Here is a 14,079-nt window from a genome sequence, read left to right as displayed (position 1 = left end):
CCAGTTTTAATTCTGCATGTAGGGTAGACCTTCAGCTTTGTAGGGTAGGCTTCAGTCTACCGGCAGCCTAAAGGGCTGCCCTACAGGCCCCGCATTTTTTAGCTGTGCTTTTTGTAGGGTAGGCCTTTAGCCTACCGGCAGCCTAAAGAGCTGCCCTACAGCTACAGCGGTTTTTTAGTTCTGGTTTTTTGTAGGGTTGGCTTCAGCCTACCAGCAGCCCTTCGGGCTGCCCCAAATCCCGCAAAAAGAAACCAACCCTATCGATACCCCTCCGGGTTTTTCGACTGCCAGGTCCACGTATCCCTGATCATATCCTCAAGCGACCTCTCCGCAGTCCAACCCAACTCTTGCTGTGCTTTGGTAGGATCAGCCCAACACGCCGCTATATCACCACTACGCCGTGGCACAAATTGATACGACACAGGAACACCTGTTACCGTCTCAAACGTATTCACCATCTGCAGAACAGATACGCCTTTGCCCGTGCCCAAATTATAAATATCTGTTCCCGGTATTGTTGAACGCTTTAACGCCTTAAGGTGAGCGTCGGCCAAGTCCATAACGTGCAGATAGTCCCGAACGCCGGTCCCGTCTTCTGTAGGATAATCATTTCCGAAAATAGACAACTGCTCCCGCTTTCCTACAGCCACCTGACTGATAAACGGCATCAGATTATTGGGAATACCCTGGGGATCTTCACCAATCAGTCCGGAGGGATGCGCGCCAATCGGATTGAAATAACGTAGCAAAACGACAGACCACTCTGGATCTGAAACCGTCAAGTCCGTAAGGATCTGCTCAACCATCGCCTTGGACGTACCATAAGGATTGGTGGTTTTCCCTCGCGGCATATCCTCTGTATACGGCACTGGTGCATCTTCACCATAAACGGTCGCGGAAGAGCTAAACACCAACGCCTTAACACCGGCCGCAGTCATTGCCTCACAGAGTACAATCGAACCGGCAACGTTGTTCTGATAATACTCCAGCGGCTTTTCAACCGACTCACCTACAGCCTTCAGCCCGGCAAAGTGAATCACCGCATCAATCTGATGTTCGCCAAATACACGATCTAAGCAGGCCCGATCCCGAATATCACCCTCGACAAAGGTCACCTGGCCACCGGTAATCGTCTCGACACGACTGAAAACTGTAGAGTGGCTATTGCTTAGATTGTCCAAGACTACAACGTCGATCCCAGCCTCAAGCAATAGCAGAACGGTGTGGGAGCCGATATAACCCGCGCCACCTGTAACAAGAATTCTCATATGAAATCCGTTTTGAATATCAATTTCGCATAACTTTTGGTTATCTACTTTACGAGCCGTATGACTGCAATTCCGAAGGTACAGCGCTAGAAACGTGAGTGTTATGGGCAGGATCGCTATCACGCTTCATGCGATGCCCTCAGTTTTTAATTTCGACCGTAATCATCTTCATAGCGAATAATGTCATCCTCACCGAGATAGGAACCGGACTGTATCTCGATAATCTCTAGCGGCACTTTACCCGGATTACTCAATTGATGAACTTCGCCAAGTGGAATGTAAGTAGATTGGTCTTCTGTGAGCAGCATCGTTCTATCACCGCATCGAACTTCAGCCGTTCCCTTGACGACCACCCAATGCTCTGCACGATGATGATGCTTCTGCAGTGATAGTTTTGCCCCTGGGTTAACGGTTATATGCTTTACCTGATAACGGGATCCGCTGTCGATCGAATCGTATTTACCCCAAGGACGGTACACTTCGCGATGCTGCAGATGTTCACTGCGGCCAGCTTCTTTCACCTGGCGAACAATTTTTTTGACATCCTGTACTTTATCTTTAGCGGCGACCAGCAGCGCATCTTTTGTATCAACAATAACCAGGTTATCAACACCCAATGCAGCAACTATCCGGTCCTGACCGTATACAAAGCTATTGGAAGCATCTTCGAGAATAACGTCACCTTCCGCAACATTATTATGCTCATCCTTCTCTTTCAAATCCCACAACGCCGACCAACTACCTACATCACTCCAACCAGCATCCAGAGGAACGACAACTGCTTGGTCAGTGTTTTCCATAACGGCATAGTCTATGGAGTCATCTGGGCACGACACAAATGCATCCCGATCAACGCGAATAAAATCCATATCACTGGATGTTACTTTCATTGCTTTAACACAGGCATCAAGAATGTCTGCGCGATGCATTTCAAGCTCTTCAAGATAGCGGTCTACACGGAACATAAACATGCCACTGTTCCAGAAATAATCGCCACTTTTCAAATAAGACTGCACTGTTCTTAGGTCCGGCTTTTCGACAAATGCGGCAACATCCATAACAGGATCCGCATTTGCGTTGGGATTACCCTTTATGTATCCATACCCTGTTGCAGGCTCGGTAGGAACAATACCAAATGTAACCAATTTACCCGCTTCGGCTTTTGGCAAAGCGGTCTGAATAGCAGTATGAAATACCGCTACATTCTCGATAACGTGATCTGCGGCTAAAACCAACATTACCGCATCGCTTTTACCCTGTTCTTTAAGGTGAAGCGCAGACAGAGCGATAGCAGGCGCCGTATTTCGGCCAACAGGTTCCAACAAGATGTGAGCTTTAACATCCATCTGACGCATCTGCTCAGCTACGAGGAAGCGGTGCTCTTCATTACAGATCACCTGAGGGCTAGAAACTTCTATGCTCTCTAATCGTGACACCGTCTCCTGAAGCATTGCCAAATCAGAATTAAGTGCCAAAAATTGTTTTGGAAACATCGTGCGGGACAGCGGCCACAATCGTGTACCAGACCCACCAGACAAAATAACCGGAAATATCATTATGTATTAAACACGCGTTTGCCCAAGTTTCGTAGCTAGCAATAGCCACGCAAACTTCGAATTTGTGACAAAGTAGCGTTTCCACATCCGTCTCGGTTCTTGCAACACCCGATAGAACCACTCAAGGCCACAACGCTGCATCCACATAGGCGCGCGTTTAACCTTTCCGGCAACGACATCAAATGTACCCCCAACCCCCATCACAAAATCAACACCCAGCTGATCTTTCCATTTATTGATAAAGTTTTCCTTCTTAGGAGAGGTAATGGCAACAAACAACAGCTTAGCGCCAGACTTGCGAATCTCTTCGACAATGGCCTCTTCATCATCCCAGAAATATCCATGATGATAACCCGCCACCTGCAAATTCGGGTGCGCTTCCGTCATAATTGAAGCTGTCTTAGAAACGATCTCGTCTTTTGCACCTAGGTAAAAGACTGGAAACCCTTCTTCCTCAGCCATCGCGTTTAACTCATGAAAGAGATCAACGCCCGCCACACGCTCTGAAACGTCGTGACCAAGGAAACGTGCGCCCCAAACAACGCCCATACCATCGATATTGATGATGTCACATTCGGTTACAGACTGAGCCAACTCAGAGTCTCTACGCATGTTGACAACTTTTGCAACGTTCACCACCACGTGCTGCGTAAAGACACCGTTTTTTAAGCGCTCTTTAATAAGCTGTACCGTCTCTTCCATACTCCCCATGTCCATAGGAGAGCCAAGCAACTCAATTCGTTTCATTTCGTTCCGCTATTGTTCGATTGAAATAGGCGAAAGAGTAATACACCCAAGCCTGCGTCCAGCGCATGTAGTCGACTTTGTTGGAGAATCTCTTATGCTTTTGATACATAAATCGGTTTTTGTTAGGCATGTAGAGAGTATTGATTGAGTTATCAATAACTTTTCGCGCCAGCTCCTGATCCTCAAACTTCCCGCTTACCTTCAGCAACGTAATAACAACCTGGGTAACCGAGTGCATATCCAGAGGATAAGGATTATTGTCATAGTACTTGGCAGTACCATCACCTTCGATCAACTTATCTTTGTAGTACGCCAATCCGCGCTCGATAGCTTCATCAAACTCAGAAATAGCCAGCACTTTGCGGATGATGTGCAGCGCCTCAAGATTGTAGCCTGTATGAAAACCATCAATAAACTGGTGATGATGTCGGGCACCATAAACCCAAGATCCGTCTTCGCCCTGTTCCGCAACAGACTGACGAGCGACAGCGAGTGCGAGCTCTTTAAACCGACAATTACCTTGTTGACTTCCGACAAATGCAACCCATGCTGCGCCCCAAAGGCTGGCGTTGTGCACAAACGCCTTTTCACCTGGGATATAGCCAAAGAATTTTCTTCCGTCAGCCTCGGTGTAGAGGGTTTCCACCATAAACGAAGCCGCATCCAATGCCGCATCGATATAGGTCTGCTCACCCTTTGTCGTCCCTAGCGCATACAATGCCTGTGAAACATAGACCGTTGTAATGATATTGGGCTTACCCTTTGGAACAAAGAACGCTCGGGCATTCCAATCAAAATGGTATCCCCAACAAGCATGCTTCCACACGGATTGGTCGCTTTTCTGCCCAAGCAACCAATCTCCAAGTGTGCACGCTTCATCCAAAAAAGCAGCATCACCTGTACGCTTGTGATCTTCCAACAGCCCTAGAATAAATAGCCCAACACCTTTTGGATTGCGTGCTTTGGGGACACCCAAAACCGGCCTCAGATTGAGTATTGAGCGTTTATGCAGCTGAATCCAAGCCAACCCAAACACCCCCTTCTTCAAAGAAGGAGCTAGTTTAAACAGTTTGCTATTAAGACCATCAAAAGGATCAAAGCCCGCAAAGTTATCTCTTCGGGCATTTTCCAAAATTTCAGCACTATTGGCTTCAAACATTGAGTCTTTAGTCCTTATCAAGAACTGACAGATCCACCTTCATCGGCGAGCCGGTTGCAATAGACTCAATAGCCATAACCGTCGCCATACTGGTAGCCATGAGGCACTCGTAAGGCACAGACTGCTGCCCTGCTTTCATAGCCGCCAACCAGTCCTTGAGCATATTCTTCTGCCCCTTATCCTGTGCTGACAGCTTTTTATTTACAACCTCTGTATCACCACTAAACAGCTCAGCCTGTTTAAAGTCTTTAATGACCGCACTCTTACCGCCGCCAAACACTTCGACATACTCCTTAGCCATAGCTTTGGAGCCATCTGCGCAATAGATAATGTTTGCGATGCTGCCGTTTTCGAATTGGAGAGAGACGGAAAGATTGTCATTCAACAAAGCAGATTTGTCGGCCTTAGCACTCGCGATCGCCGAAACGGTAACAGGATTTGAGCCCGTGAGTGCTGACGCCAAATCGACAAAGTGACAGCCTTCACCGATCATGCGTCCACCACCCACTTCAGGATCCTGAATCCAATGATGGCTTGGAATCTGACCGGAATTAACACGAATATTTACGACCAGCGGAGATTTAACATGTTTGAAGTGTTCAACAACCTCAAGCGTCGATGGCGCAAACCGACGGTTAAAACCAACCATAACCGTACCTTTTGAGCGTTTATAAGCTGTGTGGACATTCGCAAGTTCGTCTATAGTCAAAGCCAATGGCTTCTCGACATATACATGCTTGTCTGCCCCGAGCGCTTTGGAAACAGACTCGGCATGAGTGTCATGACGGGTCACAACCATGATCGCATCGGAATCTTTTTCCAACAGTTCATCGTAATTTGCTGCACAGAACGAGAAACCAAACTGACTTGCTACACCTTGAGCAGTCCTTCCACTTGCAGTTACCAAACCACGGAATTCAATGTCTGCATCTGACTTCAGAGGTGGAAGCAGGCTTGCAGTAGCATAATTACCCGCACCAAAGAAAGACACACCAATCTTATCCGTGGACACAGGTTTTTTATTTACACTGATGCGGCCGCCATTCACAACCTCAGAAAGATCGGCTTGATATTGCATCAAAATACCAAGGTACGGTTCAGTCTTATTACCTTCGATCAACTGATACGCTTCTGCAGCCTGTTCGACTTCAAAGCGATGAGTAATAAGCGATTTAACATCCATTTTTCCTTGAGATATAAGCTCAAGAAACGCCTGCATATTCCGCTGTTCAGTAAAACGAACGTAACCCAGCGGATAGTCATTTCCGTTTTCTTCGTAAAACGGATCATAACGCCCAGGACCGTATGAACGGGAAATAACGACACTAATCTCTTTTTTGAAGTAGTCTTCCCGAGGGATATCCATTCGGACAGCACCCACTACAACTACACGGCCTTTCTCACGCGTTACCTGGCCACATAGCTCGATCGGCTGATTGCTGGAGCTACCTGCACAAACCAGCACACCATCAACACCATGTCCGGCTGTAAACTCCTTGCATATACCATCCAGATCAGATCCTGGGTACGCGCCGACCGCTCCAAATCCTTCAGCACGTTTAACCAAGTCAGCATCCAGATCGGTCGCAATTACCTTACAACCATTTGCGGTTAGCAGCTGCACCATGATTTGACCTAGAAGCCCCAACCCCAGAACCAAAAACGTTTCGCCAAGCTTAGGATCGGCCAACCTGGCCCCCTGCAAAGCAATAGAACCCACAGTGGTGAACGCAGCCTCTTCATCGGAAACATTCTCAGGGATCTTAACTACAAGGTTTTTAGGAATAGCTACGAATTCGGCATGGTTCGCGTAGTCAGCACCTCCGCAGGCTACTCTATCTCCGGGACAAATACCCTCCACTAAACCACCTGCTGCCACTACCTCACCTGCGCAGCTGTAACCTAGAGGAGAAGGCGAGTCTAAGCGCGACTTAACAGTTTGCAGCGTTTTCTGTAAACCTTCAGTTTTTACTTTCTTGATTACCTGCTTTACAAGATCAGGACGGGCCTTCGCTTTTTGCAAAAGGTTTTTTTTGCCCATATCGATCTTGGTTTTTTCGGTTCCAGCACTGATTACAGATGCTACGTTTTTAACCAATACGAACTTGTCAGAAAGGGTAGGCACAGGCACTTCACTGACTTCAACTACACCAGTCCTAAGTGTTTGAGTAACTTGTTTCACAGCACACCTATCAATATCTAAAATAATCTAGATCACAATCTCTTGTTTGAGGAACGTTTGCTTACCATTCCGCGTAAGCGCTATATCGTTAACCCTTTCGGTTTTCAGCGCAAATCCATCACCTAGCTTATCCAATAATGCCCGCTCAATTTTACACAAGTCATTATCAGACAGCTCGCTTAAAGATCTATACTGAAAAACAACACACCCAATTTCCCTCTGAACAAACTGAAACCTCTCGATGTTATCAAAAACAGAACTATGCATATTTATCATGGTCATGCTCACCGGACGGCGTGCTTTGGAATAAACAAACTCATGGGAACGACCTTCTATTGAAGCGACAATCAATGGACCACTAAAGTCGTTTCTTTGACAGCCATCATCTAAAAGCACCATATCCTGAGACCGATAGCGTATGAGAGGCATAACACCATTATTCAAACCAGTACCACAAAGCTCACCTAAGCCTGAACCTATGTTGATACCATAGTCATCTACAACTTCAGCGATACCATAATGATCAAGAAAACGATACCTCCCATCAGTCAACCGTTCTGCCAGCAATACTCTTTCCGTATGTCCATACCAACTAAAAACTGGCGCACCAAAAACCTCTTCAATTAGCGAAAGATGCTCAGGGTATATATTCTCAGATCCACAAAATATATATCGAGGACAAAAGTCTAGCCTAACTCCAGCTTTCTTTAACAAACGTGCTAACAGATATACCGACGATGGGTATGCATGAAGAAAATCCGGTTTAAAAGCATTCAACCGGTCGACATACAACCCAACATTTTCAAAAGTAAGCTGCCCACTTGAAAGCATTAAAGCATTTTTAATCGGGTCCAGCCGAGAAATACCGTCGTTAGACTTAAAAGCCAGACCTCTAATAACAGCAATCTTAGCCCCCTTAAAAAAGCCGCACTTCTTCCAGAGACTATCAATAAACGCCGCTTCCTTCGGCCTTGTGACTCCTTTCTCAAGAAAGAAACCAACAGGATGACCAGTACTCCCTCCTGTCGTCAGATAGAGACCTTTAGATCTTAAATCTGAACATACCATTCTATCAATGTTAGCCTTTACATCATCCTTAGAGATGGTCGGCAATCTTTTCAAGTCTCGCAAATCCTTTACAGACTCAAACGATACACCATGATCACTATAAAGCTCTTGGTAGAAATCAGTTTTTTTTGCAGAAGCAACCATTGACAAAAACTGATATTCCAAATACTCCTGGCGCACAGTTGTGTTTTCCGCAAGCTCCAGAAATGCCTCATACTCCTTTCCTTTAATCCACCGATCTGGCAACGATGAATACACCCCTCCAATAAATTTAGCCACAGGCTCCGGAAGCCTATAATATACATCCAACAAGGGGTAAAGCTTATCCTCCAAACCCACTAACAACCTCCTCTATTACCCCAGCAGCATACTTTTCATCAAATTTATTAGATTCTCTAGAGTTTTCCCTTAAGGTAGCTAACCGCCCTTCATCCTTAGACACCTCAGTAAACGCGCGAACCAATCCTTCAACCGACTGCGCAGAAAAATAAACAGCATTACCGGATCGTTCCAAAATTTTTATATTTGCCTCTATATCAGATGCAATGACTGGCATATCTGCAGCAATCGCCTCCTTTAGAACTACAGGAGAGTTCTCAAAGTGAGAAGGAAACACCATACCTTTGCACTCACTGAAGTGCTTCAGTTTACCTTCGCCTTGAACCACCCCATAAAGCTTTATATTCTTTTCAAGACCGAGTAACCGAATCCTATCTTCGAAGAATTCTTGTTTTTCGTCACTCTCCGCCAATCCCAAACAACGAACTACAAGCTCATCATCGCCTTTTTCATTCACACATTGATCTACTGCTTCTAGCAAATCGACAAAGCCCTTTTTTTCGCTAAGCCTACCAACATAAAGCCATTCATCCGCACGTTCGACTTCGCTGCGCTTGAAGTCTTCAGAAAAAACAAAGTTTTCAAGCACTCTAATTTTCTCTGCAGAAACAAATTTTGAAAAAAAATCCTTATGACCATCAGAAAGCACAAGTATCTTATCAGCCAGCCTCAAAGCGAACATCATTATCGGCAGCAAACGTTCCGATAAAAACAATTCACCTCTGATTTTAGAATGCAGATGAACAATGACACGCTTCCTAAAAAACCATAATACAAGCAACAATATAAAGTCTCGAAAGAAAGCGCTATTCGACACAACAAAAAGATGCACAACTCTTATATTTCTACGAGCACACAAAAACAAAACCAATCTAACCATTAGCCTTAGCGCAAAAAAATAGCTTGACAAACCTTTTCGCGCATACAAGTTTTCCCTATGACTTCCTGCACTTGTTGAGAAACAGGCACATGAATAGCCACATTCGCTCATCAATCTTTTCAAGTTATCAGCGGAAGCACTCACCCCACCAAGCGGCGGTGGAAAAGGCCCTACTATTAGCTGGATATCTTTCATCTACATACCTTTAACCAAGAACACAAATACGCGCCTGTTCAATTCACAATACAACCGACCGAACACGACTAAATACATTTAGTCTCAACAGAATTATCACCCCCAAAATTCCAACCGCAAAAAAAACAGGGACCAAAAAAAACTGCCAAGACTGGTAGCCAACCACCAACCCCAGCCAATTCATAAGAAAAGTCATCGCAGGCTCATGCGCAACAAACAAAAGAAGGGAATACTCCTTCCCCCCAAAGAAAGACGCCAACCTTTCAAAAGGCACTGAAAGAAACAAAAGAACACCGAGGAAAATAACAACCTTATTAAATACCCCAAACACCAACCACCCATATTCCGATATCAATAGAGTAGAAACAAACGCCATCACCAAATACCCCCCCAGACACGTCCAGCGGGCACATGGAGCAGACAAGAGAGAGAAACGACCAAATTTAAACAGCAATACACCCATTAGAAAAAAGCATGGCCCTTGGGAACTAAGCTGCAACAACCCCTCCGCAGAGTAACAAAACCAACCCATCAAGGAAGCCAAAAACATTACAATCAAAAATATCGATGAAGTCCTTCTCAAAAAAAGCAAATAGACTAAGGAAACAATCACCAAATCCCTTAGAAACCATAAAGGATAATTAATTGGGTTTCGCCCAATCCCAAGTAGCGCCTGCAAAAACTCCACTGCCGTCATTTGTGACACATTACTCTGCTCACCCGGCTGTACCCAGAAAGAAACTATAAAATACAAAAAAGCAGCAATGAAATTCCATACAACGTAAACTTTCGCCAACCTAATCAAGCGCCCATACTGCCCCCTCCTAGCTCTTCCCAGAGAGTGCTCCAACAAATAACCAGACACAAAAAAGAAAACAGGAACCGAGCTTCTAGCGACCACTTGGGATACGAAATCAAAAACATACCCAAATACAAAGTCACCTTGCGAGAAATAACCATAAACATGAATATATAAAACAAAAAAAATCGCGACATTTCTTAAAACAGAAATTCGCAAAGAGATATTTTCACTAAGCATACACCCCCCACCTATAAAGCTGCACACTCATAAAAACCACCCTCAGCAAAGAAAAAACAGCCACCAAATTAACCACACTTACAACCACACCCCCTCCCATCAACCACACAACAAAGAGACCAAAACAAAACAAAACAAAACAAACAAAATTCACGAAAAACAAAAAACCAGATTTATTGCTAACAACAATATAGTTCGAGTGAGGAAGGACAAACTGAGAGAACGCAAAAGAAACGACACAACCTACCAGGATATAACCCGAGTTTGAAGTAACCACCTCAGGATAAGCCACATCAAAGCCAAACACAAAAAAAACAAACAAAAGCGGACAAACACAAACCAACGACAAAGTATTATATGCAAGAAAACTTCTTAGGTAAGGCAAAGGACTTACAGCGTTAGACATCCTTGGAAGATAATAATTTGAAAGCACCCTTCCAACCAACATCGCCACACTAAGGACTGTAGAAACAACCCCAGCAAATACAACATCCCTATCATTCACTTCAAAATAGGAATAGATAACAGGCATCAAAAGCATTGGAGAAGCACTAAAAAAGTTAGCAAAGGAAAAATAGCACAGCCCTTTGCTCAAAACGACCTCCACACATCCTTTCAGAGAGACCAACAAAAAATCCACCTCTCGAAAAAAGACCACTTGAACAACCAGATAGGGAACAAGCAACAACCCCAAAACAACACCCAGCGCTCCCGGTTCAAACAGATAAAGAAAAAATACAACCAAGCACAAACAACCCAGAAAAGCAGCTTCCAAAAGCGCCAACTGACCTAAACAATCCTTTGAAAGCAAATAGGCTCGAAGAACTTGATACATCCCCCAGCCATACAACCAAAGCGGCACGACAAGAAGAGCGTTGGTATACCCGCCACGAAACACTAGCAATGCCAAAACAGAGAATGATAGTAGAGCTAACATTAGCAATTGATAGCTGGTTATAAACTCCTTTCGCTCACAGGAAGGCAGACTATAGAGCACATTAACAAAACCCATAGCTGAAAAGAAAGAAAGCACCCCAGCCAACGAGTACAACTGAATTATGCTGGCATCTTCACCAAAAAATAAAGGTATGACAAGAACCGGGGCTAGCCTATGAAGCCCTGGGGAAGCTGTAACAAAAAATAAGTTAACAATTCTATACACGAGAAAGGCCAATCAAAAGCGACACAGGCAAACTCATCACAAACAAAGTTGCCGACAACTTCATTACCAGAAGCCGCCACCCACTCAACCCTCCAACCTTATAGAAAAAGCACACCCCACCCATACAATAAAGAAAAAGCGGGTTCACAGGAAAAATTCCGTTTCTAACCGACAACAACAAGTTAAAAAAGAACAATACAAATAATGTCCCTGCCAAAATATTCCCACCCGAAATAAAATAACGCCGCAACGCAACGTAAGCCGAACCGCAAACAAAGGAGAAAAGCGCCACACCAAAGAACCCAAAATCCAAATAGTAGTTAAACGGCAATGCCACGGACTGCGCAGTTTTTCGATTTGGTAAAAATTCGTTTCTTAGATACTCAGCCCCGTGAGCCCCATACCAAGGATTGATTATAGACAGGTATTCACCAAGGGTGTATCTACCACCCAAAAGCTCGCCCTTCACGGTGTCAGCCACATATGAGCCGAAATTAATCGCTCCAGTCAGATCCCCGTGTATCACCCACAACACTAGCTCACCAAGATCCAAGCCATTACCAATATTATGGGCCCCGTAGCGAACCACAGCCAAAAGCCCAATACCTACAAACAAAAGTGCCACAGAGCCAACGCAGTAACCGACGAAACTAGACAGCTTTATCCTTTTTCCCCTAAGAGAAATCAAACCTGCTGCGAACACCAAAAAGAGCAATTCAGCTCGATTCAACATCAGCAAATTGCACAGAACAGACAAAGCAAATAGAGCTAAGTATTGTCGCCTTCGTACTTCGTAATACAACCAAAAAGAAACGACCCCCAAAATACTAAGCAGCCTTACAGGATAATCTACCACCCCCCCTAGCGACGCCCCCGTCGAGCGAATTGTAGGATCTGAACTTAGTATCGGAACTGCACCTAACACTAGAAGCTTAAGGGAATAAAAAAGGATCGCAACTCCCCATACAATCACAAACCGTTTTTTATTAATACTCTCCTCAAAACTACCCGCTATAGCATTATGATCATTCTCAATATTGCGATTCGCGCCCGATAACCGACCACCAATTAAAAAACACAACACAAAAAGGGCGTATATTCCCACATATTGGAACAACTCAGTATCATATCGCCCCCAAGAAATTCCATTTTCAACAAATGATGCAAAGAATAGCGCTAGCACAAATCCTACCACTAGCACCGGGGACGTCAGGTGGCGAATATTCATCAAAATATACCGCGAGTATCAATCAGCACTTTAGACAACAACTTATTGCGTTCAAGCACTCTAAACTCTTTGTGATCAACCAGTACAAGCACTATATTTGCAACATCCAACGCGTAGTCAATAGATGCCAGCTCAACACTCCCATCAATTTCATTTGGCAATAACTCCACATTAGGCTCAACAACAACCAATCGCCCAGCCTGCCTTTTATGTAACTCCTTTACTATCTCCAACGCCGGGCTTTCACGTAGATCATCTATGTCCGCTTTAAACGAAAGCCCTAAGCAAGCAATCACTGGTCTCTTAAACTCATCAGCAGCACTTAAAACTTTTCCAATCACGTATTCTGGCTTTAAGTCATTCACTTCCCTTGCTACACGTATGAGCTTTGAGTGTTCTGGACAACTATTAACAATAAACCAAGGGTCAACCGCAATACAGTGCCCACCAACACCCGGCCCAGGATTGAGTACGTTTACACGCGGATGACGGTTTGCAAGCGCAATAAGCTCCCACACATTGATTTTCAACTTGTCGCAGATAATGGATAGTTCATTTGCAAAAGCGATATTTACGTCTCGGAAGGAGTTCTCAGTGAGCTTTGCCATTTCAGCAGTTCGTGCGGTTGTAATAATGCATTCACCACGTACAAATGTTTTATAGAGCTCTACAGCGCGATCACTACAGACCTTGCTCATACCACCAATAACACGGTCATTAGATACCAGCTCCTGCAGTACATACCCTGGCAATACGCGCTCCGGACAATGCGCAACGTTTATATCAGCGCCATCACCCTTCTGCTGAGGAAATGTCAGATCCGGACGTGCTTCAGCAAGCCACTCAGCCATTTTTTCGGTAGCACCAACCGGGGAGGTTGATTCTAGGATAACTAGGTTTCCTTTTTCCAATACCGGAGCTATTGCTTCGGATGCTGCTTTAATGTACTCAAGGTTAGGTTCGTGACTTCCATCATCACTGTGTTTGAATGGCGTCGGAACGGCCACCATGAATGCATCTGCAGACTCAGGAGTTGTCGTTGCACGCAAGTTGCCCGTTGATACAACACCTCGAACAACTATATCGAGATCAGGCTCTACGATGTGGATATCGCCGTTATTAATGGTATCAACAGCATGCTGATTAACATCGACACCAATTACCTCAATACCACGAGAAGCAATAACAGCGGCGGTAGGAAGACCTATGTATCCCAGTCCAATTACAGATACTTTCTTAAACGACATACTAAATTC

Annotated in this window: 11 protein-coding genes; all 11 read right to left on the bottom strand. The window is 44.8% G+C overall.

Going from position 1 to position 14,079, the window contains the following annotated elements; all coding sequences use genetic code 11:
- Positions 1-257 precede the first annotated feature (257 nt).
- A complete protein-coding gene (galE, locus tag QKW35_RS16445; protein WP_282354861.1) occupies positions 258-1,268 on the bottom strand; it encodes a UDP-glucose 4-epimerase GalE in 1,011 nt (336 codons plus the stop codon).
- A 146-nt stretch (positions 1,269-1,414) separates the two neighbouring features.
- Positions 1,415-2,824: a mannose-1-phosphate guanylyltransferase/mannose-6-phosphate isomerase gene (locus QKW35_RS16440; protein ID WP_282354860.1), complete on the bottom strand. Its 1,410-nt coding sequence runs from the start codon at positions 2,822-2,824 to the stop codon at positions 1,415-1,417.
- 6 nt (positions 2,825-2,830) lie between these two features.
- Complete coding sequence (locus QKW35_RS16435) at positions 2,831-3,571, bottom strand: WecB/TagA/CpsF family glycosyltransferase (RefSeq protein ID WP_282354859.1); 741 nt, start codon at positions 3,569-3,571, stop codon at positions 2,831-2,833.
- Positions 3,558-4,730 (bottom strand): aspartate-semialdehyde dehydrogenase, encoded by a 1,173-nt coding sequence (locus QKW35_RS16430; protein ID WP_282354858.1) that lies wholly within the window; start codon positions 4,728-4,730, stop codon positions 3,558-3,560. Before QKW35_RS16430 ends, QKW35_RS16435 begins: the two co-directional genes overlap by 14 nt.
- A gap of 7 nt (positions 4,731-4,737) precedes the next feature.
- A complete protein-coding gene (locus QKW35_RS16425) occupies positions 4,738-6,912 on the bottom strand; it encodes a bi-domain-containing oxidoreductase (RefSeq protein ID WP_282354857.1) in 2,175 nt (724 codons plus the stop codon).
- A 27-nt stretch (positions 6,913-6,939) separates the two neighbouring features.
- Entirely contained in the window at positions 6,940-8,319 is a 1,380-nt protein-coding gene (locus QKW35_RS16420) for a phenylacetate--CoA ligase family protein (RefSeq protein WP_282354856.1), read from the bottom strand.
- A complete protein-coding gene (locus QKW35_RS16415) occupies positions 8,303-9,394 on the bottom strand; it encodes a glycosyltransferase family 4 protein (protein ID WP_282354855.1) in 1,092 nt (363 codons plus the stop codon). Before QKW35_RS16415 ends, QKW35_RS16420 begins: the two co-directional genes overlap by 17 nt.
- A gap of 43 nt (positions 9,395-9,437) precedes the next feature.
- The gene (locus QKW35_RS16410) at positions 9,438-10,433 is read right to left on the bottom strand and encodes an acyltransferase family protein (protein ID WP_282354853.1); all 996 of its coding nucleotides are present in this window, start codon (positions 10,431-10,433) and stop codon (positions 9,438-9,440) included.
- Positions 10,426-11,595: a hypothetical protein gene (locus QKW35_RS16405; RefSeq protein ID WP_282354851.1), complete on the bottom strand. Its 1,170-nt coding sequence runs from the start codon at positions 11,593-11,595 to the stop codon at positions 10,426-10,428. The genes QKW35_RS16410 and QKW35_RS16405 overlap by 8 nt, the downstream gene beginning before the upstream one ends.
- Positions 11,588-12,823: an O-antigen polymerase gene (locus tag QKW35_RS16400; RefSeq protein WP_282354849.1), complete on the bottom strand. Its 1,236-nt coding sequence runs from the start codon at positions 12,821-12,823 to the stop codon at positions 11,588-11,590. The genes QKW35_RS16405 and QKW35_RS16400 overlap by 8 nt, the downstream gene beginning before the upstream one ends.
- The gene (gene wecC / locus QKW35_RS16395) at positions 12,823-14,070 is read right to left on the bottom strand and encodes a UDP-N-acetyl-D-mannosamine dehydrogenase (RefSeq protein WP_282354848.1); all 1,248 of its coding nucleotides are present in this window, start codon (positions 14,068-14,070) and stop codon (positions 12,823-12,825) included. The genes QKW35_RS16400 and wecC overlap by 1 nt, the downstream gene beginning before the upstream one ends.
- Positions 14,071-14,079 lie beyond the last annotated feature (9 nt).

Source organism: Pontibacterium granulatum, assembly GCF_029961155.1.
Lineage (GTDB): Bacteria > Pseudomonadota > Gammaproteobacteria > Pseudomonadales > Balneatricaceae > Pontibacterium > Pontibacterium granulatum.
The sequence above is the reverse complement of the archived record's forward strand: the minus strand, read 5'-3'. Positions and strand labels throughout refer to the sequence as shown.

Coding starts and splice junctions, on each gene's coding strand:
- QKW35_RS16440 (WP_282354860.1), bottom strand. CDS start 2,824: ATGATATTTCCGGTTATTTTGTCTGGTGGGTCTGGTACACGATTGTGG.
- QKW35_RS16435 (WP_282354859.1), bottom strand. CDS start 3,571: ATGAAACGAATTGAGTTGCTTGGCTCTCCTATGGACATGGGGAGTATG.
- QKW35_RS16400 (WP_282354849.1), bottom strand. CDS start 12,823: ATGAATATTCGCCACCTGACGTCCCCGGTGCTAGTGGTAGGATTTGTG.
- QKW35_RS16415 (WP_282354855.1), bottom strand. CDS start 9,394: ATGAAAGATATCCAGCTAATAGTAGGGCCTTTTCCACCGCCGCTTGGT.
- QKW35_RS16410 (WP_282354853.1), bottom strand. CDS start 10,433: ATGCTTAGTGAAAATATCTCTTTGCGAATTTCTGTTTTAAGAAATGTC.
- galE (WP_282354861.1), bottom strand. CDS start 1,268: ATGAGAATTCTTGTTACAGGTGGCGCGGGTTATATCGGCTCCCACACC.
- QKW35_RS16430 (WP_282354858.1), bottom strand. CDS start 4,730: ATGTTTGAAGCCAATAGTGCTGAAATTTTGGAAAATGCCCGAAGAGAT.
- wecC (WP_282354848.1), bottom strand. CDS start 14,070: ATGTCGTTTAAGAAAGTATCTGTAATTGGACTGGGATACATAGGTCTT.